This window comes from Streptomyces sp. NPDC047022 (genome assembly GCF_040644155.1).
Classification (GTDB): domain Bacteria; phylum Actinomycetota; class Actinomycetes; order Streptomycetales; family Streptomycetaceae; genus Streptomyces.
In genome coordinates, this window is sequence record NZ_JBEYVV010000011.1 from 135609 (window position 1) to 157609 (window position 22001).

General features: G+C 71.4%; 20 protein-coding genes. 5 read left to right on the forward strand and 15 right to left on the reverse strand.

Annotated elements, in window-relative coordinates; translation table 11 throughout:
- Positions 1–3 precede the first annotated feature (3 nt).
- Positions 4–681, reverse strand: a complete 678-nt coding sequence (locus ABZ845_RS15020; RefSeq protein WP_360978467.1) for a glycosyltransferase family 2 protein — start codon at positions 679–681, stop codon at positions 4–6.
- Between the two features lie 108 nt (positions 682–789).
- Between ABZ845_RS15020 and ABZ845_RS15025 the strand changes: the two genes are divergently transcribed.
- Together ABZ845_RS15025 and ABZ845_RS15030 are read left to right on the forward strand one after the other, a co-directional pair.
- Positions 790–1932 (forward strand): hypothetical protein, encoded by a 1143-nt coding sequence (locus tag ABZ845_RS15025; RefSeq protein WP_360978470.1) that lies wholly within the window; start codon positions 790–792, stop codon positions 1930–1932.
- Positions 1933–2078: 146 nt separating this feature from the next.
- The gene (locus ABZ845_RS15030; RefSeq protein WP_360978473.1) at positions 2079–3521 is read left to right on the forward strand and encodes a sugar porter family MFS transporter; all 1443 of its coding nucleotides are present in this window, start codon (positions 2079–2081) and stop codon (positions 3519–3521) included.
- A 26-nt stretch (positions 3522–3547) separates the two neighbouring features.
- Here ABZ845_RS15030 and ABZ845_RS15035 read toward each other — a convergent pair whose 3' ends face one another.
- Genes ABZ845_RS15035 through ABZ845_RS15045 form a run of 3 tightly spaced genes read right to left on the reverse strand, consistent with a single transcriptional unit; the run spans position 3548 to position 7194 of the window.
- A complete protein-coding gene (locus tag ABZ845_RS15035) occupies positions 3548–6046 on the reverse strand; it encodes an FtsX-like permease family protein (RefSeq protein ID WP_360978476.1) in 2499 nt (832 codons plus the stop codon).
- 5 nt (positions 6047–6051) lie between these two features.
- Positions 6052–6804 carry an ABC transporter ATP-binding protein gene (locus ABZ845_RS15040; RefSeq protein ID WP_360978478.1) on the reverse strand — a complete coding sequence of 251 codons (753 nt, stop codon included), beginning with the start codon at positions 6802–6804 and terminating at the stop codon, positions 6052–6054.
- 18 nt (positions 6805–6822) lie between these two features.
- Positions 6823–7194, reverse strand: a complete 372-nt coding sequence (locus tag ABZ845_RS15045; protein ID WP_360978481.1) for an MmpS family transport accessory protein — start codon at positions 7192–7194, stop codon at positions 6823–6825.
- Positions 7195–7395: 201 nt separating this feature from the next.
- On the opposite strand from ABZ845_RS15045, the gene ABZ845_RS15050 reads away from it, so the two are divergent.
- The 3 genes from ABZ845_RS15050 (at position 7396) to ABZ845_RS15060 (ending at position 10235) form a co-directional block, all read left to right on the forward strand.
- The gene (locus ABZ845_RS15050; protein ID WP_360978484.1) at positions 7396–8568 is read left to right on the forward strand and encodes a histidine kinase; all 1173 of its coding nucleotides are present in this window, start codon (positions 7396–7398) and stop codon (positions 8566–8568) included.
- Positions 8569–8628: 60 nt separating this feature from the next.
- A complete protein-coding gene (locus ABZ845_RS15055; protein ID WP_360978487.1) occupies positions 8629–9270 on the forward strand; it encodes a response regulator transcription factor in 642 nt (213 codons plus the stop codon).
- A gap of 284 nt (positions 9271–9554) precedes the next feature.
- Positions 9555–10235: a phosphatase PAP2 family protein gene (locus ABZ845_RS15060; protein WP_360978626.1), complete on the forward strand. Its 681-nt coding sequence runs from the start codon at positions 9555–9557 to the stop codon at positions 10233–10235.
- Between the two features lie 12 nt (positions 10236–10247).
- Here ABZ845_RS15060 and ABZ845_RS15065 read toward each other — a convergent pair whose 3' ends face one another.
- From ABZ845_RS15065 to ABZ845_RS15115, 11 genes are read right to left on the reverse strand one after another with little or no spacing between them, the layout of a single operon-like run.
- Complete coding sequence (locus tag ABZ845_RS15065) at positions 10248–11582, reverse strand: glutamate-1-semialdehyde 2,1-aminomutase (protein ID WP_360978490.1); 1335 nt, start codon at positions 11580–11582, stop codon at positions 10248–10250.
- Positions 11583–11589: 7 nt separating this feature from the next.
- Positions 11590–12141: a dTDP-4-dehydrorhamnose 3,5-epimerase family protein gene (locus tag ABZ845_RS15070; RefSeq protein ID WP_360978492.1), complete on the reverse strand. Its 552-nt coding sequence runs from the start codon at positions 12139–12141 to the stop codon at positions 11590–11592.
- Positions 12138–13448 carry a polysaccharide pyruvyl transferase family protein gene (locus ABZ845_RS15075; protein ID WP_360978495.1) on the reverse strand — a complete coding sequence of 437 codons (1311 nt, stop codon included), beginning with the start codon at positions 13446–13448 and terminating at the stop codon, positions 12138–12140. The genes ABZ845_RS15070 and ABZ845_RS15075 overlap by 4 nt, the downstream gene beginning before the upstream one ends.
- Positions 13445–14392, reverse strand: a complete 948-nt coding sequence (locus tag ABZ845_RS15080; RefSeq protein ID WP_360978498.1) for a glycosyltransferase family 2 protein — start codon at positions 14390–14392, stop codon at positions 13445–13447. Before ABZ845_RS15080 ends, ABZ845_RS15075 begins: the two co-directional genes overlap by 4 nt.
- Positions 14392–15678 (reverse strand): hypothetical protein, encoded by a 1287-nt coding sequence (locus ABZ845_RS15085; protein WP_360978629.1) that lies wholly within the window; start codon positions 15676–15678, stop codon positions 14392–14394. Before ABZ845_RS15085 ends, ABZ845_RS15080 begins: the two co-directional genes overlap by 1 nt.
- A gap of 5 nt (positions 15679–15683) precedes the next feature.
- Positions 15684–17006 carry a DUF4910 domain-containing protein gene (locus ABZ845_RS15090; protein WP_360978501.1) on the reverse strand — a complete coding sequence of 441 codons (1323 nt, stop codon included), beginning with the start codon at positions 17004–17006 and terminating at the stop codon, positions 15684–15686.
- Positions 16994–18019, reverse strand: coding sequence for an SDR family oxidoreductase (locus ABZ845_RS15095; RefSeq protein ID WP_360978504.1), 1026 nt, complete (start codon positions 18017–18019; stop codon positions 16994–16996). Before ABZ845_RS15095 ends, ABZ845_RS15090 begins: the two co-directional genes overlap by 13 nt.
- A gap of 3 nt (positions 18020–18022) precedes the next feature.
- Entirely contained in the window at positions 18023–18670 is a 648-nt protein-coding gene (locus tag ABZ845_RS15100; protein ID WP_360978507.1) for a PIG-L deacetylase family protein, read from the reverse strand.
- On the reverse strand, positions 18667–19497 hold the full coding sequence (locus ABZ845_RS15105; protein ID WP_360978510.1) for a glucose-1-phosphate cytidylyltransferase: 831 nt from the start codon (positions 19495–19497) through the stop codon (positions 18667–18669). The genes ABZ845_RS15100 and ABZ845_RS15105 overlap by 4 nt, the downstream gene beginning before the upstream one ends.
- Positions 19494–20729: a class I SAM-dependent methyltransferase gene (locus ABZ845_RS15110; RefSeq protein ID WP_360978512.1), complete on the reverse strand. Its 1236-nt coding sequence runs from the start codon at positions 20727–20729 to the stop codon at positions 19494–19496. Before ABZ845_RS15110 ends, ABZ845_RS15105 begins: the two co-directional genes overlap by 4 nt.
- Positions 20730–22001, reverse strand: a complete 1272-nt coding sequence (locus ABZ845_RS15115) for a glycosyltransferase (protein ID WP_360978515.1) — start codon at positions 21999–22001, stop codon at positions 20730–20732.

A 22001-nucleotide genomic window follows, 5' to 3' on the forward strand; every position in this document is an offset into this window, starting at 1 on the left:
ATGCTATAGGTCGCCGCTTCGCAGCAGGACTCTGCATATGTCGGGGACGGTACAGGCGATGTAGTTCCAGGCGGACGTCATCAGCCGGCTTCTTCCCGCGCTCCGCGCGCGGAACCCCACGGGCACGAACGAGATCGTGAATCCCTGCCGCACAGCTCTGATCACCTGTTCGTGCGTGTAGGTGTAGTTACCGGTGATACGGCAGTGGGCTGCCACCTCGACGGTGAAGGCCCGAAATCCACTCTGTGTGTCGGCCAGATTCGTACGCAGGGCGAGGGAGAGAGCCAGGGACGCGATACGATTGAGCGCATAGCGCTGCGCCGACATTCCCTGTGGGCGCCTCCAGGTCCTGTCCCCGATCGCGAGGTCCGCCCCCGTCTCGCACGAGGTCACCAGGGTGCCGAGATCGGCGGCACGGTATTGCCCGTCGGCATCGACCTGAACAATGATCTCGGCCCCCAGTCCAAGCGCCTCCTGCACTCCCGTCCGGAATGCGCTGGCCAAGCCGGAGCCTTTGTTGCGCACCACTCGTGCACCTGCCGCCAGAGCCTGCTCGGCGGTACGATCCCGCGAGTTGTCGTCGATGACGAGAACGGAGAGATCTCTCCCCATGCCGGCGCCTTGCAGCAGGAAATCCAGGATTACAGCGGCCACCGTCTCCTGCTCGTCCTTGGCAGGCATGATGATCACTATCAAGCCGCCCCCCGTCGAACTTGTGGAACCGCAGCCGAGCAGCGCCGTAGCAACCGTAGGTGACCCACTCGTCCGACAGCAAGAGGTCCGATAAGCATGAATGACACCGACCTTGGCGCCTACGGTGATTGGTTGGAACTGGCGTGTCGGCAGGGCGGCCTTTTCCCGCGCGCTGTCCCCGGTGCGGCAACACAGCGCCGAGTGCGAGAGATTCTCGATGTGCCCGACCCGGAAGAGGAGAGTTTCGTTCCGGTCCTGTGCCACTCGTGGCAGGACGGAGGGCTGGTCGGTGAAGTCGTTTCCTGGTCGGCCGGATTCGGGCCGCGAACAGAGGCCTATGTCCTCCGCCCCCAAGGACCTGGGCCATTCCCTGGAGTCCTCGCTCTCCACGATCACGCAAATGTCAAGTATTACGGAAAAGAGAAGATCGCGGACGGCCCCGATGGGCCGGTCCCCGAACTCGCGAGGTTACGGGACAAGTTCTACGGAGGGCGTGCCTTCGCGAACCATCTGGCCCGTAGAGGGTTCGTGGTGCTGGCACACGACGCCTTCATGTGGGGGAGTCGCAGGTTCCCGGTCGACACCCGGTCCGAAGCGTCGCGCAACCAGCTGGAGGCATTCGCAGCGGCCCAAGGGCGCCAGGTCCGGGAACTGCCGGAGAGCGAGAAGTACGACGCCTTGGCCCGACAGCTGGAGCACACTGTCGCCAAATACTGCTCACTGCTCGACACGAGTATTGCGGCCCGTATCTGCCGGGAGGACCGGATCGCCTTGGGTTATCTCCGATCGCGGCCTGACGTGGATACCGGCCGCACAGGCTGCGTCGGGTTGTCGGGCGGCGGAGCCCGGGCCGTACTGCTGCGTGCCGTCACCGGAGATGTCAGGGCGGCGGTGATCACCGGAATGATGAGCAGCTTCCAGGCCCTGCTGGACCGGCACGTCGCCTCGCACAGCTGGATGTTGTTCCCACCGGGGCTCAGCCGTATCGGCGACTGGCCCGACATCGCCGCGTGCCGGGCTCCGGCTCCCATACTCGTCCAGTACCTGAAGGGGGACGAGCTCCTGCCGGCATCCGGCATGATGGCCGCTCATCGACGGCTCGCAGAGCACTACACCGCAATCGGTCACCCTGACTGCTACAGCTCTCACTTCGTCGACGGACCTCATCGGTTCGACATACCGATGCAGGAGGAGGCCTTCGGCTTTCTGGCGCGATGGCTGACGCCCGGCGCACGGTGAGCGGGCCGGTGCTCGGCGCACTGATGACCCGACAGGAGCAGCGACGCCACTGATCACTCTTCGGCGCCCGCGCGTTGCGCCCGTCCTCAAGGCCCACTGCCGCCAGAATGGTCCAACGCCGCGGCCGGTGAACAGGGAGCTGGGTCATGAGCGTCGGTCCCGAGCGGGAACAGAGCGTGCTGTCCGCGCTGGACCAGCAGGCCCCTACGACCCTCTACTGGTCGTTGACCCTGCTGGCGACCATCGGCGGATTCCTGTTCGGCTACGACACCGCCGGCATCGGGTCCGCACTGAACTTCATTCCGTACGACCTCAGCGGATTCGCGCTGGGCTATCTGGTGGCCGGCACCTCCGTGGGCGCCGCGGTGGGCGCGCTCCTCGCCGGCCCCCTGACCGACCGCTTCGGCCGGAAGTCGCTGCTCATCGCGGATGCCGGCATCTACACCATCGGCGCACTGCTCTGCGCGGTCGCCTGGCATGCCTGGGTGCTCATCAGTGCCAGGACGCTGATCGGCCTGGCCATCGGGGCGGACTCGGCCATCGCGACGGCGTACATCGCGGAGTACGCCCCTCGCAGGCAACGCGGCTCGTTGAGCCTGATCCAGCAGTGGATGATCACCGTCGGGATCCTGGTCTCGTACCTTGTCGCCCTGGTCGTTCTGAAGGCGATGCCCGGCAATGCCTACGGCCTCGACTGGCGGTTGATCTTCGGACTGGGCGCGTTGCCCGCGGCCGTCGGCCTCGTGCTGCGCGCCAGGATGCCGGAATCGCCGCGTTGGCTGCTGGAGAAGGGCCGCTATCGCGACGTCCAGCGGGCGCTGGGGCAGTTGGGCATCGAGGTGACGGTGGAGCAGGTCGAACGCAGCGCCAGGACGCTGGCACCGCGAGAGCCGCGCGGCCGCGACGGGCGGCCCCGCACCCCGTGGACGGCCGGGGTGAGGCGGGCGCTGGTGGTGATCTGCGTCTTCTTCACCTTCCAGCAGATCACCGGTATCAACGTGCCCCTCTACTACGGTCCGCACCTGCTGGCGCCGCTGTTCCATGGCGGTGGCTCCAAGGTGGACGCCGCCATCGCCGGTGTCGAGGCCACGGCCATCATGTCCGCGGTGAACGTCGGCGCCACGTACTTCGGCTTCAAGTACATCGACCGCGCCGGACGCCGCCCCATGAGCATGGGCGGCTTCTCCGGCATGGCGGTCTCCGCGCTGGTGGCTGCCGCCGGCCTGAACTTCCTCACAGGCACCGCGAAGATCGTGTTGGTGATGATCGGACTGAACCTGTTCATCGCCTCCTTCGCGATCGGGGTCGGCGGCACCGGCTGGCTGATCCAGGGGGAGACCTTCCCGACCGAGGTACGGGGCAGCGCCGCCGCCATCGGCGCCACGGTGAACTGGCTGGCCAACTTCGCCCTGGTCATGGTCTTCCCGGTCTGGCAGGGCGCCATCGGGCTGGCCTGGGTGCTGGTCTGCTTCAGCGCCCTGTGTCTGCTGGCGGTCGCCTTCGTCGCCGCCTTCCTGCCGGAGACCAAGCACCTGTCCGTCGACGAGATCATCCACATCTACGAGGCGAAGATGCTCAGGAAGACGTGACAGGCCACCGCTGGAACACACCGTCGTCACTCCGTTCGCAGGGCGAGCATCGGCGTGGCAGAGGCAGTACGGGATGCGGGAAGCACGGACGCGGCCAGGGCGAGAGACGGTGCGGCCAGCAGCGTGAGGGTCAGCTGTCCGTACGGGATCGTCGCGCTGCCCAGGTCGGGCAGTGCGCCGAACAGCAGGACGCCGTAGCCGGTTCCCAGGGCGAGTCCCGGGACGGCCGCGTACAGCCCGAGCAGCCCGGCCTCCCAGGCCAGCACGGAGCACAGGCTGGAGCCGGTCATGCCGATCGCGCGCAGGATGCCGTTCTCGCGGGCGCGTTCGGTGACGGACAGGGTCAGCGTGACGGCGATGCCTACGAGCGCGACCAGGACGGTCAGTGAGACCAGCCCCAGGGCGATCACACGCAGTCCTTCGATCGACTGCTGTGCCGAGCGGCGGTCCTCGCCCGGGTAGGAGAGGTGGAGCGCGGGGTCGAGAGGCAGAGCGGTGTCGAGCGGGGCGCGCAGGGACGCCGGATCGCCGCGGTCCGCCGCGGTGATGTACAGGGCGCGGACGGGGGCGTCGGGCGCCAGGCGGGCGAAGTCCTGGGGCAGGAGGGCGGCGTCGCCGAGTGCCTCGGAGGAGTCCGGGTGGATCACGGAAACCCTGACGATGAGGCTCCGGCCGCGGGAGCGCAGGGAGATCTGCTCGCCGGTACGGGTGCCGAGGGCCGCTGCCATCGTGGTGGACAACGCGACCTGCCCGGGGCGCAGTTGTCCGCCGTGCGGGCCGAACAGGGCGGGCACGGCGGAGGGATCGATGCCGTGGATGTCGCCCTCCCGGTGGCGGCCCAGGGCTCCGCTCGCCTCTCCGTCGGCCCTCGCGACCGTCACCACGGCGGCGGTCTCGGGGAGATCGCGCACCGCGTCCACGACGGCCGGGGTGAGCGCCGAGCGCCCGGTGGGGAGCACGGCGACGACCGCGTCGACCGGGTCCCGGCGTGCGAGCCTGCGGTCCATGCCGTGCTGCGCCGAGGCCAGGGTCACGAGGACCGTACTGACCATGGTGAGGCCCAGAGTGAGTACGACCGCGCAGGCGGCGGCGCGGCGCGCGCTGCGGGAGAGATTGCGCAGGGCCAGGGCACCGGCCAGGCCGGCCGCCGCCCGTACGGGTCGTCGCGCGGCAGTGGCCGTACGGCGCAGCAGGGCCGGTCCGAGGGCGAGGAGACCACCGAAGGCGGCGGCCCCGGAGGCCACCGCGCCGGCCACCGCCACGCTGCCGCCTCCCATGGCGCCCGCGGCACACAGCAGGGCACCGGCCAGGCACAGCCAGCCGGTCACGGCACGCGTGCGGCCGATCCGGTCGGGCACATCGCGGACCGCCGCGGTGGACAGGGCGGCGACCGGCGGAATGCGGGCGGCGGCCCAGGCCGCCGGGGTCGCGGCGGCGACGGAGGTCACCACGGACGCCAGGACGCTTCCGAGGAGCGACGGCACCGGCACCACAGGGGAGCCCCGTCCCGAGACACCGGTGACCGCGGCGGCGCAGCCGACCGCCGCGAGGGCACCCAGTGCCCCGGCGACCAGGCCGGAGAACGCGGCCTGGGCCAGCACCAGACGCAGCACCTGCCCCGGCCGGGCGCCGACGCAGCGCAGCAGGGCCAGCCGCCGCTGGTCCCGGACGAGGAGGACCCGGTACGTGGTGGAGACGATCACGGTGCCGGCGAGCAACGCGACCACCACGAACGCCGTGAGAAGTGTGGAGAGCGTGCCGATCGGGTTTTTCCCGCCTTCCGTGGCCCGCAGTTCGGCGCCGGTGCGGGCCGTGACGTCCCCGCCCAGGGCGGCGCGGACCTCGGAGAGCACCTGGGCTGCCGGGCGGCCGTCGCCGCGTACCAGTGCCTGCTGCCAGCCCCCGGTGTGCAGCCAGGAGCGGGCGTCGTCGGGAGTGGTGAGCAGCGCGCCGCCCAGCGCGGCGGGCGCCTGGACGACGGCCGTGACGGTCACCGTCAGCGGCCGGGGCGCCGCCGGTGTTCCGGCGGCCACGGTGATCCGGCTGCCGACTTCCAGCCCGGGTCTGGCGTCCAGTGCGCTGGTGACCGCCACCTCGCCGGGCCCGTCCGGCAGGGTGCCGCGCAGTACGCGTACCACGGACTGGGGGCCGCTCAGGGCCGTACCGAGCAGCGGGTACGGACTGCGCCCCGCGCCCTTGACGAGGACCGAGCCGGTGGCCACGGGCTGTACCTCGTTCACTCCGTCGAGGGCGCGCAGCCGCTTGATCCGGGCGTTGTCGAGCAGACGGCCGGCGTCGGCGCTCCCACCGTCCCCGGTAGCGTTCGCGGCGACGACGACGTCGGTGCCCTTGGCCACGGTGGAGAACTCGTCGGCGACCTGGCGCTTCAGCGTGGCCGTGAAGACGGCCGAGCCGGCGAGGAAGAAGGCCGTCACCAGGAGCGTGCAGCCGGTGAGCAGCAGCCGCGAGGGCCGCGTCCTGATCTGGCGGACCGCCACGGCGGTCAGTCCGCTCTTCCGGAACACCGCCCTCACCTCCGCAGCTCTTGGAGCGCGCCGAGGACGGATTCGGGTGTGGGCGCCTGCAGTTCGCCGCTGATGTGACCGTCGAGGAGGAGGACGACGCGGTCGGCGTAGGAGGCGGCCACCGGGTCATGCGTGACCATGACAACCGTCTGGCCGAACTCGCGCGTCGAATAGCGCAGGAACTCCAGCACGTCGCGGCCGGAGGCGGCGTCCAGGTTCCCCGTGGGCTCGTCGGCGAAGACGACGGCGGGCCGGGCCGCCAGCGCTCGGGCGATCCCGATGCGCTGCTGTTGGCCGCCGGACAGCTCCGAAGGGCGTCGCCGCAGCTGGTCACCGATGCGCAGCGCGTCCACGACCGTCTCCAGCCAGGCGGGGTCGGGTCGGCGGCCCGCCATCTGCAGCGGCAGCAGGATGTTCTCGGAGCCGTTCAGCTCGGACAGCAGGTGGTACTGCTGGAAGACGAAGCCGATGCGGTCGCGCCGCAGGTCCGTGCGCCTCCGCTCGGACAGCGCGGTGATGTCGGTGTCCTCGATGGTGATCGTCCCTGACGTCGGCCGGTCCAGCCCGGCCAGGCAGTGCATCAGGGTCGACTTCCCCGACCCCGACGGCCCCATGACGGCGAGGAAGGAGCCCTGGGCGATGTCCAGGTCGACCCCGCGCAGCGCCTGCACCTCGGTGTCCGCCGGGCCTCCCGTCGCGTACACCTTGGTGACCCCTTCGGCCCGGACGGTCACCCGCGTGAGCATGCTGGTGTTCATCGACTGCTCCCCGTCTCCTCAGTCCTGGAGGTTCACGAAGCAGGACACGGTCCCGTGGGAGTCGGGCTTCTTCTGCTCGACCTTCAGCTTTCCGTCGACATAGATGCGGCACACCGTCCCGGCGGGCGCGTGGCCCACCCCCACCTGGTCGAAGCCGAATCCGACGTTCTGCGCGCGGCTCCACGGCAGGCTCTGCTCACCCACCCTCTTGTCGGTGGTGTCCCCCGCGAAGCTGTAGGAGATGTTCGTGGCCGCAGGGCCGGTGACTTCCATCTTCACGTCCCAGCTCGTGCCGAACAGGCCGCAGCCGGTCAGCGACACGACCGCCACGGCGGCGGCGCCGGCCGCCACCAGCGACGTGACACGTGGACGCGAGTAAAGGGGCTGCATGACAACTCCTGGGGTGATGAGGGACTGTTCGTCGGTACGCCGATGATTCTGCGAGCCGACCGGCGGCCGGCGATGCCACCGAAAGACGGTACGTGTGTCCCGGACATCGGCCGAAAGTACGCATCCGCCCCCGACCACCCGGAGAGCCGAAGTCCCCGGCCCCCGCGTGGGTGCCGCGAGCGGCCCTCTATCCTCCTCGCCATGTCCCCCGTGCTCCTGTCTCTCAGGCGGCCGCCCCGCGAGGCCGTCGCCGCTGCCTGCGTGGGTGCGCTGCTGCTGGTGCTCGACGCGGGCGTGGTCAGCCGGACCGGCGTCGGCCTCGCGGTCGTCGCGAGCGGCGCTCTCGCCCTGGGTACGGCCGGCGCCGTTCTGCCCGTCTACAGGGCCGGCCGCCAGTGGACGGCCTGCGCGATGTCCCTGACCGCGGCGGGAGTCTCGCTGCTGACCACATCCCTGGTGCAGGGCACCGTGCTGCAGCGCACCCCGGGCTGGGCCGAACTCGTCGCCCTGCTCGGTGTGCTGTGCCTGTCCTGCCGCTACGGGCGGCCACTGCCGCTCACGCTGTCGGCCCTCGCGTTGTTCACGGCCGTCATACGGCTGGTCGGCCGGGCACCCTCCCTGTCGTACCTGCCGGTGCTGGACCGGCTCGACGGGCTGTTCCCGCTTTTGCCGGCCGCCTTCGCACTGCTCGGCGGCTATCTGCGCACGGAGGACGGCCGGCGCCGCGCCGCCGCCGAGCGGGTGCGCCACTCCGAGCGGCTCGATCTGGCCCGGGACCTGCACGACCACGTCGCCCACTACGTCACCGCGATCGTCGTCCAGGCCCAGGCCGGGGAGCACACCGCGGTACGCGACCCGGACACCGCACGCCAGTTGTTCGCCAACATCGAAAGGACCGGGCAGGAGGGACTGGCGGCCATGAGCCGCATGGTCCGCCTGCTGCGCGAACCCGGCGCCGAGCAGCAGGCCCCGGTCGCCCCCGCCATGACCACCGTCGAGAACCTCGTCCGACGCTTCTCCACGCCCGGGCAGCACGCCTGGCTGAACGTCGAGGACGGGCTGGACAGCACCGGCTGGTCCCCGCAGCTCGCCCGGTCCGTGGAGCGCGTCGTCCAGGAAGGCCTGACCAACATCCGCAAACACGCCCGCTCGGCCACCACCGTGCACGTCCTGCTGGCCGCCGACGGGGACCGGCTGGTGGTCCGTGTGCGCGATGACGCGGCCCGGCAGCAGCGCGGCCGGATGCGGTTCAGGCCGAGCGGCTTCGGACTGGTCGGCCTGACCGAACGGGTGGCCGAACTGGGAGGTGAACTCACCAGTGGGCCGATGCCCGAGGGCGGCTGGGAACTGGCGGCCTCGCTCCCCATGAAGTGACGTACGCGCCCCCGCGTACTGAATCCCGTACGCCGTGAAAAGACGGAGTGAGGAGACGCTTTGAGCGTGTCAGTAGTGATCGCCGATGACCAGGAAATGGTGCGAACGGGCTTCCGTCTCATCCTGGAGAGCCAGGACGACATCCGTGTGATCGCGGAGGCCTCCGACGGTGTGGAGGCCGTGGAGGCGGTCCGCCGGTTGCGGCCGGACGTCTGCCTGATGGACATCCGCATGCCCAGGCTCGACGGCCTGGAGGCGACGAAGCTGCTGCGCCAGGACGCGACGAAGATCGTCGTCGTCACCACCTTCGACCTCGACGAGTACGTCTACGGCGCGCTGAGGGCCGGCGCCAGCGGCTTCGTGGTCAAGAACTCCGGACCCCGGCTGCTGATCGAGGCCGTGCACGCCGCCGTCAACGGGGACTCCCTCATCTCCCCTTCCGTGACCGTACGGCTGCTGGAACACCTGGGCCGTCCCGCGCGCGCCCACACCAGGGACGCGGCCGCGCGACGGCTCACCCCGCAGGAGCTCAGAGTGGTGACGCTGGTCGCCCGCGGTCGCACCAACCACGAGGTCGCCGGGGAACTGACGCTGTCCCTCAGCACGATCAAGAGCCACCTCAGCCGTATCCAGGACAAACTCCCGGCCCGCAACCGAGTGGAGATCGCGGCGTGGGCCTGGGAACACGGCATCGTGGACTGAGTGGAGTTCTGGCGTACACCGCCGATGACGCGCCCACCGGTGATTGCCGGAGCCGACGGCGGTTTGCCGCGACCGCATCGTTGGGCAGGGTGGCAAGCAGAGATTGATTCCGATGCTCTTGGCCAGGGGGATGGACAGGCCGGCGAGTTCGGGGCCGCACCCGCGGACGGCAGCGGGCAGTTCTCGGGCCGCGGCATCGCGGCAGGGGCTGGGTGACATGGCGTCAACGGCCCCGATGGGAGGGGGAGGTGAATCGCATCGGCGGGATGGTCTGCGGTGGGAGTGTGACCGGCCGGTCGGCGCCCGCGGTGCTGCCCCCATCGCTGCGCGCGTGGCTCGGGCTGATCGCGGCCCTCGCCACGCTGATGGTCGTCGTGCTCGGGGTCCTGTACGCCGGCCACAGCCGGCCCGGCATGGTGGACGCGTGGATCCAGCCGGCGGTTGAGGGTGTGCGGCCGCCGTGGCGGCACGTCGCTCTGGCCATGGACTTCCTGGGGGAGCCCGCCGGAGCGGCGACGCTGGTCGGGGCCGCCGTGACGGGCTGCCTGCTGCTTCGGCGTCCTCGCGCGGCGGTGCTCCTCGTCGCGGGCGTCGGCATGACCGTGGGGGCGGCGACGCTGCTCAAGTCCGTGGTGGGACGCACGATCCATGACGGGCACCTGTCCTACCCGAGCGGGCACACCGCCTTCCTCACCGCGCTCGCCCTCGTGGTGGCGTTGGTCGCGACCGGCCGGCTCGGCCTCGGCAGGAGGGCCGGCACGTTACTCGTGCTCGCCGTGGCGCTGGTTGCCGGTGCCACCATGGGCTGGGCACAGGTCGCCCTGGGCGCGCACTACCCGACCGACGTCCTCGGCGGCTGGTGCACCGCGCTGGCGGTGATACCGGCGACCGCGTGGCTGGTCGACCGGACGGCTGACCGGTTGGCCGACCGGATGGCCGACGCCGGTCGCCGGGAGCATCGCTGACGTCACGTCACGTCACGCCAAGCGGCGGAATACGGGCTTCACCGGTCGTCCCGCCAGCCAGGGGGTGGGGTCGGCGGCGTCCAGTGCCTTCCGGTACACCGCACATGCCTGGGCCACCACGTCGATGGTGTGATCGATGTCGGCGTCGCCGAGCGCGCTGCTCACCACGAACGACGGGGCGAGCACCCCGCCCGCGAGGAGCCGGCGCAGGAACAGGGTGCGGTACTGCTGCGACGGCTGCCGGTTCTCGTCGAGGGTGGCAAAGACCAGGTTGCTGGCCCGGCCCCGGACGACGACGTGGTCGCCGACGCCCATGTCGGCCGCGGCGTCGCGGACACCGGCGGCCAACCGCTCGCCGAGGGTGTGCAGCCGCGCGGTGACGCCCTCTTCGACGTAGGTGGTGAGCACGGCCATCGCGGCTGCCAGGGAGTGCGTCTCCGCACCGTGCGTGGTGGACAGCAGGAACACCCGGTCGCCGGAGTGACGCAGCCCGCCCCGCTCCATCAGATCGCGGCGCCCGGCCAGCGCGGACACGGCGAATCCGTTGCCCAGCGCCTTGCCGAACGTGGAGAGGTCGGGGACGACGCCGTACAGGCCCTGGGCGCCCGCCTCGGACCAGCGGAAGCCGGTGATCATCTCATCGAAGATCAGTACGCAGCCGTGCCGGTCGGCCAGCTCGCGCAGGCCGGCGAGGTAACCGGGCGGCGGCTCGGTGTGGGTGGCGGGTTCGAGGATCAGGCAGGCGACCTCGTCCCGGTACCGGGTGAGCAGTTCCTCCGTGGCGGCCAGGTCCCCGTAAGGGAAGGCCACGGTGAGCTCGTCGGTCGCCGCCGGAACGCCGGCGGACATCGGGGTGGTGCCGATGAACCAGTCGTCGACGGAGAAGAACGGATGGTCGGCGCAGAGCGCCACCCGCGGGCGCCCGGTGGCGGCGCGGGCGAGGCGCACCGCGGCGGTGGTGGCGTCGGAGCCGTTCTTCGCGAACTTCACCATCTCGGCGGTCGGCACCGTGGCCAGGAAGCGCTCCGCGGCTTCGACCTCCACGATGGACGGCCGGACGAAGTTGCTGCCGCGGTCGAGTTCCCGCCGCACCGCCTCGATCACGCGTGGGTGGGCGTGGCCGAGACTGACCGACCGCAGGCCGGAGCCGTACTCGATGTAGCGGTTGCCGTCGATGTCCCACACGTGGGCACCGCGGCCGTGGCTGATGACCGGGGCCAGGTTCTCGGGGTACTGGTCGTCGCCCTTGGCGTAGGTGTGCGCGCCCCCCGGGATCATGGCGTGCAGCCGCTCGTTCGCCAGCCGGGACCGGGGCAGGACGAACTCGCCGGTGTCTTCGGTGTCCACGCGGACCTCAGCTCTCTTTTCGCTGCAGGACCGCGGCGAGGCTCGGCGCCTCCCGGTCCCGCTGGGACATCGAAGTGACCGGCAGCGGCCAGGGAATGGCGAGCTCCGGGTCGTCGAACGCGATCGTCACGTCCTCGGCCGGATCGTGCGGGCGGTCGATCCGGTACGAGACGTCGGCGGTTCTGGTCAGCGCCTGGAAGCCGTGCGCGCACCCCGCCGGGATGTACAGGGTCATCTGCGTCTGGTCGGACAGCTCGAAGAAGGCCCGGTTGCGGTAGGTCGGGGAGTCCGACCGCAGGTCCACGACGACGTCGAAGATCCTCCCGTACGAGCACCGCACCAGCTTGGCCTCGCCGGCGCCGGAGCGCAGGTGCAGGCCGCGCAGCACGCCCCCCGCCGAGCGGGACAGGCTGTCCTGCACGAAGGCGTCCGGGTCGAGGCCCACCGAGCGGACCACACCGGCGTCGAAGGTGCGGCAGAAGAAGCCGCGTTCGTCGGCATACGGCGTCGGCTCGAAGAGATACGCGCCGGTGATCTCCGGGACTTCGGTCGCCTTCATGGAGCCTTCCGCAAGGTGTGGGCGTGGCCGGCCGCAGGGAACAGGGCCGCGGTCAAGGAGTTGAACTGGTGCTCCAGTCGCCGGGCGGCGGCCAGGTTCCGCTCGGTGAGGGTCCCCCTCAGCTCGGCCGAACGCTTCTCCAGCGCACGGAACTGCTCGAGCAGCCGGTCGGCGTCGACCTCGCGCGCCGGGTGGCAGTACGCGCCGAGGCCCATCTCTGTCATGAGCGCGTCGCTCTTCGCCGCATAGCAGAGAGCGAGCACCGGCGTTCCGGTCTTCAGCGCGCAGATCAGGTTGTGGTACCGGATCGCCACCACGGTGTCGGCAGCCGCCATCTCCTTCATCAGGTCGGCAAGTGAGGACGGCTCGGCGGCGGTGACCAGCGGCGAGTCCACCGCGCCGAGGATCGCGGCGATCACCGACGCGTCGCAGTCGTCACCGGTGAGCAGCCGGACAGGCCTGTCCTCCTCGACCAGCGTGCGGACGAACCGGATCGTCCCGTCGAGGTAGCGCCGGTATATCTCATCGGCCCTGGCCCGATCGTCGTTGCCGCCGTGGAAGTCCATGATGCCGACGCAGACCGGGCCCGGCGGGGCCGACGGGTCCGAAGGCGCGACGGGGGTATCTCCCTGCTCTGGGGCCCCCTCCCGCCAGCCGAAGGCTGGCGGAGAAGCCGAGAGCTCGGGGGACCGTGGCGTCGGCAGGGCGAACGCGAGGTCCGGGTAGACCTCGTCGCGCGCGGTGTCCACGCCCATCGCCCGCATCGCGTCGCGGGACTGCGCGTCCCGGTACGACCGGTAGGCGGCCAGCCGTGCCGACCAGCGCACCAGGGTCCGGGTCGGCCGGTTGCCGATCGTCGCGGCGCCGACGCTGACCAGCGCCACCCGGGTGCGCAGCAGCCGGCCACTCGCGCAGAGCAGGAACAGCGAGTAGGGGAAGCCCCACGGCCGCAGCGGCAGCGTGGCCTCCAGGACGCCCATGCCGGGGACGATCACCACGTCGTGCCCGCGCACCCAGGCAGCGGTGCGGAAGACGTCGACGAGTTTGCCCAGACCCTTCGCCGCGATCGCGCCCGCACGCGACGCGGTCCGGTACTCCCCGCGGTACCAGTGCAGCCGCGTCGCGGGGATTCCGAACCGGGCCGTCACGGCGTCGGGTCCGCCGCACAGCGCGTCCACGACCGCCTCCGGGTGTTCGGCGCGGAGATACTGGAGCACGGCTTCGAGCGATCCGTCGTTGCCGAGGTTGCCGGAGCCGAGCAGGCCGAACACCCCGACGCGCACCGGGGCCCTGTCCGCGGCCGTCATGCCTGCCTCCCCTCACGGCCGGCGACGAGGGCGTCGACGGAGACCGTGAGCAGGCCCGGATCGACCGGGGCGCGGTCCTCGACCCGCTCACCGGCGCCCGGCCGGACCCGGCTGGTCATCCATGCGCCCAGATGGCGGTAGCACGCGCGCCGGTCGGCCGGCGACAACGGCGCCCGCCGGATCGCCGCGACGAAGCCCCAGATGTACTCGGCGAGAAGCCGGGGCGTCGGGTGCAGCGGGCCCGCCCGGCGCGGGTCCAGGTTGACGCACCGGGCGCGCTTGCCGGGATTCGCCCGCTCGGCCCGCGTGGGGTGGTCGCGGCGGAAGTACAGCAGCTCCGGCACCTGGTGGAAGGGCCCGTGCAGGGTGATCTCGGCGACGAAGGTGCGGTCCGCGTGGTGGTAGCTGTCGAGCGGCTTCACCCGGCGCAGCATGTCGGCCCGCATCACCCCGTAGAAGTCGTCGCCACCCGGCTCGAACAACAGACTGCGGAAGCGCTCCGGCGCGTGCGAAGAGCCGGTGGCGAGCCCGTACTCGTAGGGGACCTTCACCCGGCCGTCGCCGTCGATGACCGCCTGGCCGGTGTGCGCGAGGATGATGTCCGGCCGCTCGTCCAGCGCCTCCACACAGCGCCGCAGCAGGTCCCGGCCGTACAGGTCGTCGTGCGAGGCCCACTTGAACAGCTCGCCGCGGGACTGGGCGAACACATGGTTGTGGTTCGGAGTGGCTCCGATGTTCCGGGGCAGCCGGAGATACCGGATCCGCGAGTCCCGCGCGGCGTACTTGCGGCAGATCTCCTGGGTCCCGTCGGTCGAGGCGTTGTCGGAGACGATCAGCTCGAAGTCCTCGTAGGTCTGGCCGAGCAGGGCGTCGAGCGACTCGGCCAGGTACTCCTCGCCGTTGTACACGGGCAGGCCGATGCTCAGCCTGGGTCGGGCGGTCATTAGGTCCTCACTTCGGTGATGGGATCGCGGTGGCGCTCGCGCAGGGCGGACCGCAGTTGCAGCCACCACACGGCCGAGCCGCTGACGGTTGCGGCGGCGACGCCCCAGGCCGAGCCGACCGTGCCGGCGGCGGCTGCCCCGCCGAGCCCGCCGCCGACATAGCAGGCGGAGGCGAACAGCTGGCAGCGCAGGCTGCGCCGGGCCGCGCCGAGCGCGCGCAGTCCGGCCGCCGCGCCGGTGCCGAGGCCCGCGCCCGCGACGCCGAGGGTGATCTGCACGATGAGCTCCGAGGAGGAGTGCCAGACGCCGCCGAGCACCAGCTCGCCGAGCCGGTCCGGCACCAGCAGCAGCGTCGCGCCCCAGAGCAGCGCGCCGGCGGCCTGGCCCCCGCCAAGGAGGAGGCAGAACCTGCCCAGTTGATGCGGGGCCCGCCGCAGCACCCGTGCCGCCTCCGGGACGGTGACCAGCGAAAGCCCCATGAGCACCGCCAGGAACGGGCCGAGCAGGAGTTCGGCGCCCCGCACCGCGCCCACCGCGCCGACCCCGACGATCGCGCCCAGTCCGTACGCCCGCAGCTGGCTCGCGCCACTGAGGCTGACGTTCTCGGCCAGGTACCGGTAGCCCAGATCGCGCTGCTCGCGAAGCCACCCGCGCGCCTCCGCCGGCCGGGGCCGGATGCCGGACTGGAGGTAGCCGTACCCCGCCGCCACCGTGGCGGACGCGCTCCAGGCGAGCACGAAGGCGGCCACGCTGCCCACACGGGCCGCCACCACCATGGCCGGGACGAGCGCGACTGCCCACACGACGTCGTTGACGAACGCCTTCCGCCCGGTGCCGGCGGCGAAGAACGAGAACCGCCAGGCGTCCTGGAGCAGCAGCCCTGGCAACATGACACCGAGGGCGACGAACGCGGGCCCCAGCCGGCCGCCGAGGCCGAGCCCGGCCGCCAGGCACGCCGCGCCGATGGCCGCGCCGACGCCGAGCGCGGTACCCGTGGACCGGGCCACCGCCCCGCGCCAGGACGCGTCGGGCACGCCGCTGAAGCGCACCACGAGCGGATCGGTGGCCAGGCCGCGGGAGACGTTGAGCACCACGCCGTACGTCACCCAGGCGAGGCTGAACACGCCGAACGCGGTCACCCCCAGCGAGCGGGCCACGTAGATGCCCACCACGAAGTTGCTGACGCTTGAGGCCGCCTGGTCGGCCAGGCCCCAGGACAGCCGGCCGACGAGGGCCCGCCTGGCGGATCCGGCCGGTGCCGTCGACTGCTCCCGCTCGGTGGTCATCGGCGTCATGCCTTGATCAATTCGGCGTCGCACAGGGTGTCGGCCGCGACGGCGACGGTGTCGAACGGCAGCCCGGACCGCTCGGCGACGTCCAGCAGACTGTGCTCGCCGTCGGAGAGACTGAGCACCCAGAGCATGGCCATCTGGGCCTGCTTCGCGTCGCTGCGGCCACCGAGCGAGTCGTACAAACCGCGTCGGCCCAGCTGTGGTTCGCCATAGGGGCTGAGGTTGACGTACCGCCGGTTGCGGTCGAGGACGGCGAATGCCTCGCGGCAGACGGCGAGGGTGTCCGCCATCGCCTCCGGGGAGACGAAGTCCAGGTTGTCCGCAGAGGTGTGGTACTCGGGGTACCCGGCGTACGGGGTCCGGCTGAGCGAGCCCACGCCGAGATCGAACCCGGGCGAGCAGAACTGCCGCTCGTCGTAGCCGTACGGAGTGAACTCGGCGATGTGGTACGGGCGTTCGGAGGCGTCCAGCACATGCCGCATCACCCGGTCGATCTCCGCGTCGCCGCGCCTGCTCTGCTTGTACGTCAGCCGGCCCGGATCGCCGGCGCAGGCCAGCACCAGCCCGTGCTTGACCTTTCCCCCAGCTCTCGGCTCTGCTCGAGCAGGGGATACCCCATTCACACGCGCCGCGTTGCGGGCCAGCCAGGTGATCGCCCCGATGGTGCCGGGCGCGAACAGGAACCGGTAGGTGTAGTAGGGCCTTTCCTCCGCCAGCGCCCGGGCCAGGAACGTCGCCACGGCGATGCCGGCCAGGTTGTCGTTGGCCAGCGACGGGTGGCAGACGTGGCAGGAGACGATCACCTCGTCGGCGACCTGCCCGGGGACCACGTGTTCAGCGTAGGTGAGATGGCCGTCGGTGAGCGTGGAGTCGATGCGCACCTCGTACTCGCCGTCCGGCAGCGCGTCCAGGGTCTCCTGGGCCAGGCAGAACCCCCATTCCGGCTTGTAGTAGCTGGTGCGGTACGGCACCCAGGCCGGGTGGTCCGGCAGGGTGTGCAGGTGGCCACGCAGCTCGGCCAGCGGCATGGTCGCCGACACCGGCACGCTGTAGCCGAGCACGTGCAGGCTGGACTCGGCGAAGTCGACGACCCGCCTGCCGGCGGAGTCGGCGACGTACGCGTCCCGGATGTTCCACTCCTGCGGCACCGTCCAGTCGAGCACCTGAGTCCCCGTCGGCACCTCGTGCACCTGCAGCGGGACGTACTCGCCGACGATCTCCAGGGTGGCGCGCACACCGTCGCCGGTGATGCTCCGGCACAGCGGGTACAACCGCTCCACCAGCGCGTGCATCTCCTCGCCTGCCGCGGTCATCGGCGCCACCGCAGGGTGCCGTCGATCGCGCCGGCGTCGGACGCCGCGCGCAGCACGGCCAGCCGGGTGAAGCGTCGCTCGAAGTCCTCCCGGGTCAGCCCGTACTTACGGTAGTTGTCGGCGAGTTCGAGCGCTCCCTGCTTCACCGTCCACTCGCAGTCGAAGCCGGGCACCGCGGCGCGGAACCGGGAGAAGTCCACCCGGTACGACCGCGGATCGGCGCCGGTTTCGCCGGTGATCACCACCCGCGAGCCGGACACCGCCTCGGCGACCTGCCCGGCGATCTCGGCGACCGTGACGTTGTTGATCTCGCTGCCGATGTTGAACGCCCGGTCGTGCACCGATTCCCGCGGCGCGACCAGCGCGGCCGCGAAGGCCCGTGCGATGTCGGCGGCGTGCACCAGCGGGCGCCAGGGGGTGCCGTCGGAGAGCACCAGGACCTCGCCGGACAGGAGCGCATGGCCCACCAGGTTGTTCAGCACGATGTCGGCGCGCAGCCGGGGTGAGTAGCCGAAGGCGGTGGCGTTGCGCATGAACACCGGAGTGAAGTCGCCGTCGGCCAGCGCGTGCAGGTCGTCCTCCACGCGCACCTTGGACTCCGCGTACGGTGTCACCGGCCGCAACGGGGCGTCCTCGGTCACCAGGTCGTCGCCGCCTGCGGCGCCGTAGACCGAGCACGTCGACGCGTACAGGAAGCGCCGCACTCCGGCCTCGCGGGCCAGCCGGGCCAGCCGCACGGACGCGTGGTGGTTGATGTCGTAGGTGAGCTCCGGGGCCAACGATCCCAGCGGGTCGTTGGACAGGGCGGCCAGGTGGATCACGGCGTCCACCCCGGCCACGTGCTCGGCCGTGACGTCGCGCAGGTCCACCCGGTGCCCGGACGGGTCCGCGGGCGTCGGGCCCAGCACGCAGTCGGCGAACAGGCCGGCGTCAAGGCCGACGACTTCGTGTCCGGCGGCCGTGAGGACCGGGGCCATCACGGTGCCCAGGTAGCCCTGGTGTCCGGTCAGCAGTACGCGCAAGGTTCATTCCCCCAGGTCGAGAGTGAGTTTGGTGACGGCGAACGCCTCGGCGTAGCGCGCGTTGCTTTCGATGCCGCGGATCCGGGCCAGCCCGAGGAAGGCCTCGCGGTCGTACCAGGGCCGGTGCCGCTGCGAGGGGTAGTGCTCCTGCAGCAGCCGCACCTTCCGTTCGGCGATCTCCGGCGACAGCGGCTGGTACGCCGCCGGACGGCCGAGATCGCCGTCCCACTTGACGATCTCGTAGCCGAGCACCAGATGGTCGCGGAACGCGGTGGGCACCAGCTTCGCCAGGCCGCGGTGATCCTGGTGCGCGTCATCGGTACGCGGGGCAAGGACGAGATCGGGGTCGGTCTGCCCGCGCAGCTCCTCGAGCGCGGCCTTGGCCTCGTCCCAGTGCGCGGGCAGCCGGCCGTCAGGCAGCTTGTGCACGGTCAGCCGCAGGTCGGCGCCCGGGCAGAAGGCGGCGAGCGCGGCCTGCTCCTCCTGCTCCCGCTCGCTGCCGCCGCCGGAGAGGACCAGCACGTCGACGCGGATACCCGGCCGAGCGAGGCACATCGTCAGCAGGGTGCCCCCGGCGCCGATGGCGATGTCGTCGCAGTGCGCGCCTACCGCGACGATCCTGTCCAGGCGCCCGGCCCCGAGCCGGATCACGCGGTCCCCGCCCCGGCGCCGGCCCGGCTCCCGGTATCGCCCGCCCCCGCGCCACCGTGTTCCCACACGGCCCACGGACGGTCACCCCGGGCGTAGGCCTCGTCCAGCGCGGCCCGCTCCTTCACGGTGTCGGTCGGCTTCCAGAAGCCGCGGTGCTGGTGCGCCACCAGCCGTCCGCGCTTGGCCAGTTGGGCGCAACCGTCAGAGACCAGGTCCCCGTTCTCCGGGATGTGGTCGAAGACCTCCTGGCGGAGCACGAAGTAGCCGCCGTTCTCCCACAGCGGCAGCTCACTCACCGCGGTGATGCCCCCCACCAGGCCGTCATCGCCCAGGTCCACGCAGTGGAACGAGGACTGCGGCGGCACCACCATCATCGACGCACCGGCGTCGCGCCGGGCGAACCGGTCGATCATCTCCGGCAGCGGGGCATCGGTGAGCACGTCGGCGTAGTTGGCGAGGAACATCTCGTCGCCGTCCAGGTGGTGCCGCACCCGGCGCAGCCGCTCCCCGATCGGTGAGTCGATGCCGGTCTGCGCGAACGTGATCGTCCAGGAGGCGATGTCGGTGGACAGCAGCTCGGTCCGCCCGCCTCGCAGCACGAAATCGTTGGACGTCGTCTCCTCGTAGTTGAGGAAGAAGTTCTTGATGTGGTGAGCCCCGTACCCGAGACACAGGATGAACTCCGTGTGCCCGAAGTGCGCGTAGTAGCGCATGACGTGCCAGATCAGCGGCCGCGGGCCGACCATCGCCATCGGCTTGGGCATGTCGTCGGAGGCTCCGCTGCGCATCCGCATCCCGTATCCGCCGCAGAACAGAACGACCTTCATGCCTTGACCTCGACAATGCTCAGTTCCGGGATGGGGAAGACCAGCCGGCCGCCCCATTCGTGCACGAAGGACAGCTGCTCGACCAGCTCGGCCCGCAGATTCCACGGGAGGACGAGGACGTAGTCCGGTCTGTCGGCGGCTATCTGATCGGGCGGCAGGACCGGGATGCGGGTCCCCGGGGTGAACCTGCCGTGCTTGTAGGGGTTGCGGTCGACCGTGTACGGGAGCAGGTCTGGCCGGATGCCGCAGTGGTTGAGCAGGGTGTTGCCTTTGCCCGGGGCGCCGTAGCCGACGACCGTCTCGCCGCGCTCGGCCGCCTCGACGAGGAACCGCAGCAGGTCCCGGCGCACCTTGGCCACCCGGGCGGAGAACTCGGTGTAACCGGACAGCTCCTGCAGTCCGGCGGCCTTCTCCCGGCCCAGCACGTCGGCCACCTGCGGGGCCGGCTCGCCGGCCACCTCGGCCGGCCGGGCCCACAGCCGGATGGAGCCGCCGTGCGTGGGCAGCAGTTCGACGTCCACGAGCGTGAGTCCGCCGCTCGCCAGCGCCCGGGTCGCGGACGCGACCGTGTAGTACTGGAAGTGCTCGTGGTAGATCGTGTCGTACTGGTTCTCCTCGATCAGGGTCAGCAGGTGCTGCACCTCGATGGAGACCCAGCCGTCGTCGGCGACCAGGGCGCGCAGACCCTGGGTGAACCCGACCACGTCGGGGATGTGCGCGTACACGTTGTTGGCGACGACCAGGTCCGCCGGGCCGTGCTCGGTGCGAACGGCGGCGCCGGTGTCCGGGTCCAGGAACTTCGTGAGCGTGGGCACTCCCGCCTCACGCGCCGCGGCGCCGACGTTCACCGACGGCTCGATGCCGAGGCAGCGGATCCCGCGGTCCACCACGTGCTTCAGCAGGTACCCGTCGTTGCTCGCGACCTCGACCACGAAGGCGTCCGGGCCGAGACCCACCCGCTCCACGGCGTCCGCGACGAACGTGCGCGCGTGCTCCACCCAGGAGGTCGAGTAGGAGGAGAAGTACGCGTACTCGCTGAACGTCTCCTCCGGCGTGATCAGCGGAGGTATCTGCGCCAGCCAGCAGTCGGTGCAGACGCGCAGGTGCAACGGGTACGTCGGCTCCGGCCGGTCCAGCTGGTCCGCGGCGAGAAAGCTCTCGCACGGCGGGGTCGCCCCCAGATCGACGACGCTCGCCGTCGCCGACGAGCCGCACAGTCGGCATCGTGTCATCTATTGCCCCCCATCCCGCTCGCGCGGGTGTCCCCGCCACGAGCCAGTGCTTTGGTCCCCTACCGGCGACGGGCTGCCCCCGCCGCCGGACCGACCCGCGATCGCGGTGCGGTATCCCTCCACCAGGCGCTCCAGCCCGACGGCCGGGCTGAAGTCCTGCTCGTAACGGCGCCGGGCCGCCTGCCCCATCTCCCGGTTGCGGGCCGTCTCGGCCGTGATCCGGCGCAGGCTGGACGCGAGCGAGGCGGGCTCGCCCGGCCGGTGCAGCAGCCCGGTCACTCCGTCCTCGACGAGTTCGACGAAGGCGCCGTGGCCGGCGGCGACGGCCGGGACCCCCGCCGCCATCGCCTCCACGACCACCAGGCCGAACGCCTCCAGCCACGTGGAAGGAGCGACCACGGCGACCGACCGCGCGATGGCCTGCCGGCACTCCGCCGGGTCGTACAGGCCGACATACCGCACGTCTTCCCGGCCCGCCGCCCAGGCGGCCACCTCACGCTCCAACGGCCCCGCACCGGCGACCACGAGGGGCACGCCCACACCGCCGTCAGCGGCGATCTCGTCCCACGCGGCCGTGAGCAGCCGCACGCCCTTGGCCTCCGCGAGCCGTCCGAGATAGAGCAGATGCTCGCCGGCGCCCGCTCGGCGGGCGTCCGGGTCGGGGACGAAGTTGTGCTTCACCGCCAGCCGTTCGGCCGGCATGCCTGACCGCACCAGGACGTCGCGCTGCGCCGCGGAGATGCAGAAGAACCGCTCCACGCCGGACCACCACCGCCGCCGGTTGACCGACAGGCTGACCGCGAGCGGCACCGTCGCAAGGCGGGAACTGCGGTAGCAGCCGTGCCGGACGGCGGGCAGCGGTGCGGAGCCGACGCACTCGACGCACGGCCGGCCGTCCCGCTGCAGCGTGCCGGGCGGGCAGACCTGGGTGTAGTTGTGCAGCGTTGCGACGGCGGGCACGCCGGCGTCGGCGCAGGCGGCAAGCACCGCGGGCGAAAGGAGCGGGAAGACGTTGTGGACGTGGACCACGTCCGGCCGCTCGCTGCGAAGCCGGGCGGTGAGCTCCGCGCGGACCGCCGGGTTCCACGGCACCAGCAGGGGCATCGCGGCCTTGGCGAGGAGGGACATGGCGGCGATGTCGTCGCTGCGCCGCTCGAACACCTCGACCCGGTGACCGGCACCGCGCAGCAGTTCCACCTCCTGGTCGACGACCTTGTTCTCCCCACTTGGCTGCGCCGAGGCGTAGCGGTTGTGCACCACGAGGACGTGCAT

What these genes read in the sequence shown, in the direction of transcription:
- ABZ845_RS15020 (WP_360978467.1), bottom strand. Translation starts at nt 681, where the DNA reads ATGCCTGCCAAGGACGAGCAGGAGACGGTGGCCGCTGTAATCCTGGAT.
- ABZ845_RS15025 (WP_360978470.1), top strand. Translation starts at nt 790, where the DNA reads ATGAATGACACCGACCTTGGCGCCTACGGTGATTGGTTGGAACTGGCG.
- ABZ845_RS15030 (WP_360978473.1), top strand. Translation starts at nt 2,079, where the DNA reads ATGAGCGTCGGTCCCGAGCGGGAACAGAGCGTGCTGTCCGCGCTGGAC.
- ABZ845_RS15040 (WP_360978478.1), bottom strand. Translation starts at nt 6,804, where the DNA reads ATGAACACCAGCATGCTCACGCGGGTGACCGTCCGGGCCGAAGGGGTC.
- ABZ845_RS15045 (WP_360978481.1), bottom strand. Translation starts at nt 7,194, where the DNA reads ATGCAGCCCCTTTACTCGCGTCCACGTGTCACGTCGCTGGTGGCGGCC.
- ABZ845_RS15050 (WP_360978484.1), top strand. Translation starts at nt 7,396, where the DNA reads ATGTCCCCCGTGCTCCTGTCTCTCAGGCGGCCGCCCCGCGAGGCCGTC.
- ABZ845_RS15070 (WP_360978492.1), bottom strand. Translation starts at nt 12,141, where the DNA reads ATGAAGGCGACCGAAGTCCCGGAGATCACCGGCGCGTATCTCTTCGAG.
- ABZ845_RS15075 (WP_360978495.1), bottom strand. Translation starts at nt 13,448, where the DNA reads ATGACGGCCGCGGACAGGGCCCCGGTGCGCGTCGGGGTGTTCGGCCTG.
- ABZ845_RS15080 (WP_360978498.1), bottom strand. Translation starts at nt 14,392, where the DNA reads ATGACCGCCCGACCCAGGCTGAGCATCGGCCTGCCCGTGTACAACGGC.
- ABZ845_RS15085 (WP_360978629.1), bottom strand. Translation starts at nt 15,678, where the DNA reads ATGACCACCGAGCGGGAGCAGTCGACGGCACCGGCCGGATCCGCCAGG.
- ABZ845_RS15105 (WP_360978510.1), bottom strand. Translation starts at nt 19,497, where the DNA reads ATGAAGGTCGTTCTGTTCTGCGGCGGATACGGGATGCGGATGCGCAGC.
- ABZ845_RS15110 (WP_360978512.1), bottom strand. Translation starts at nt 20,729, where the DNA reads ATGACACGATGCCGACTGTGCGGCTCGTCGGCGACGGCGAGCGTCGTC.
- ABZ845_RS15115 (WP_360978515.1), bottom strand. Translation starts at nt 22,001, where the DNA reads ATGCACGTCCTCGTGGTGCACAACCGCTACGCCTCGGCGCAGCCAAGT.